Below are 2,049 nucleotides of genomic sequence, written 5' to 3' on the forward strand. Positions count from 1 at the left end.
CTAGCCGTTCGACTAAGGAGTTGACGGTCTAGGCCTTCAGCCAGGTTGATTCAAAGCCCCGTCCTGCTCTTGCAGGGCGGGGCTTTCTTCTTTCTGGGGGACCACCTGGGCGCGGGGCTGGAAGTACAGGATGTCCTCGGGGGCGACTGGGCCACGAGCCAAGCCAAGGCGCATCGCCGGCGTCTTTTTGTCTTCTCCGACCTCGCAATAGTTGAAGTAGACGCGAAAGGTCTCAAGGAGCTTCACCAAATTCAATGGGTTGTAAGCGTTCTTTCCGAACCAAATCCGCCGGTCTGCAGATGCGCTCGGGATACCCCTTTCCGCCACCGTAATTCCCCGCCTCACTTGCATGAAGAATCGGTCAACTGCCGTGAGCGTCGCGCGCATGTACAAGTCCGTCATATCCTTCAGTTGTTCTGCGCGCTTTTCTGGGTCATCGCTGATTGGAGCGCGGTGGGTCAACCAGCAAGATTGCTTCTCCGGCTCCCTCGGGTCTGGTAGAGGATGGCTGAACCAATAGTCGTTCCAAGCGCCATGCCGTTTCATCGTTCGCATTTGCTCGTGGGCTAGAACCGCAATGGCGTCCTCGCGGCTGAAGCCTGGGTTCGCATTCAGTACAGCTTGCAATCGCCTTTTGCTTTGAGCGATGACCATGTGTTTCGCATCAATGGTCATGTCCTCGACCTTGACGTAAAACGCGTCTGCCTTTCCCTGCTTAACCCGGCTAGCCATCGCAGCCATGAATCCGCCACGAAACCCAGAATCCTGGTCCATAAAGCAATAAAGGTGCTCTGCCTTGTGAAGCATTCGCGCCAGCATTTGGAAGTGAGCGAACATCACAACTTGTTCATGCACCACCATGCCCTTTACGGGAGTCCTAATCTCCGGAGAGGGAGATTCAGCTTCAATGTCTTCCCGGGATAACACCTCTTCGTACATGGCGTCGATGACCGCCGACAGGCCCTCAAGAGCCAGCGAGGGGGAGACGTGCTCGTCCAGCTGCTTGCGCACCTTCGTTGCCCTCGCATCGTTGGCCCGGCCGTCTGCACTATCGAAATCCTCTGGGAGCCAAACTCGAGCGTAACGACGGTAGGGGCGATTTAGTTTGTCATCGCCCAACTTTTTGTGCTCCTCGATTACCTTCTCCGCATCCATCGAGGGGTCGTAATTGATGTTGACCCCCAACACATACCCCGTCCTCAAGTCAGCGGTGGCCATCGAAAGAAACGAGGTATTTCGGCGGTCCTTTCGCGATTGCCAGTTGACCATCAGCTTTTGCCGGTCGGTGGTCAGGTACATGACCCCCAGGTCTGACTTTGCAAATAGCTGTTGCTCACGTTCGCTCACGAACGCCATGCATTGCTTGTGAATGAAATCCAGCTTCGAATACAGCGTTGAAGGGCTGATTTCGTTCATCTTGATGATTCGGCGCAGCGGCACAGAATTCATCAGCTGCTGGAAGATGTCTCGATTGAGGTGCGTCTTGCGCTGACGCTTGGTCGACTTACCGCCGTCTGCGAATACCTTCCGGCAGCCGTTGCAGCGATACCGGGGTGTGCCATGTCGATTGGTCCCGAACTTAACAAGACCTGCACCTTTATCGGTGCATGCATCATTTGGGCAGGCTAATGGCTCAGGGTCTAGGTAGGCAGAAATCCGAATCAACTCCTCGGCAATCGCAATATTGCTGTGGAGTGGCATGCTCTCTCTGCAGAGAAGGCAAACAAGGGTCGAACGTTGATTGCCGCGCCCGGCCAAGCCGTAATCGCCAGGGCCCGGCGGTGCCTTGGCGCCGTCTTCTGTCCGGGGCCTGCGCTCCCACTTCCTCAGGGGCGTAGGCGGCACGCCAAAGTTGGCGCACTGGGGGTTCTTGCAGACGTTGACCTGGATGCCCGCTGCCGTCGGCGGGACCCGTGCCGCGCGGGGGTCTGCCCCCTCTCCTCCCGGAGAAGATTTCTCCTCGACCATGAAAAACGCCCCAAGTGTGACCTTGGGGCGCATTGTGGGGTCCGAAGACCCCTTGAATCAACTCCTTAACCGAACGGCTAG

At 56.9% G+C, this 2,049-nt stretch carries 1 protein-coding gene; it reads right to left on the reverse strand.

Annotated elements, in window-relative coordinates:
• Positions 1 to 36: 36 nt before the first annotated feature.
• A complete protein-coding gene (locus tag M3149_RS22525; protein WP_251711594.1) occupies positions 37 to 2,001 on the reverse strand; it encodes a hypothetical protein in 1,965 nt (654 codons plus the stop codon).
• Positions 2,002 to 2,049: the final 48 nt, after the last annotated feature.

The organism is Hydrogenophaga intermedia (assembly GCF_023715105.1).
Lineage (GTDB): Bacteria > Pseudomonadota > Gammaproteobacteria > Burkholderiales > Burkholderiaceae_C > Hydrogenophaga > Hydrogenophaga intermedia_A.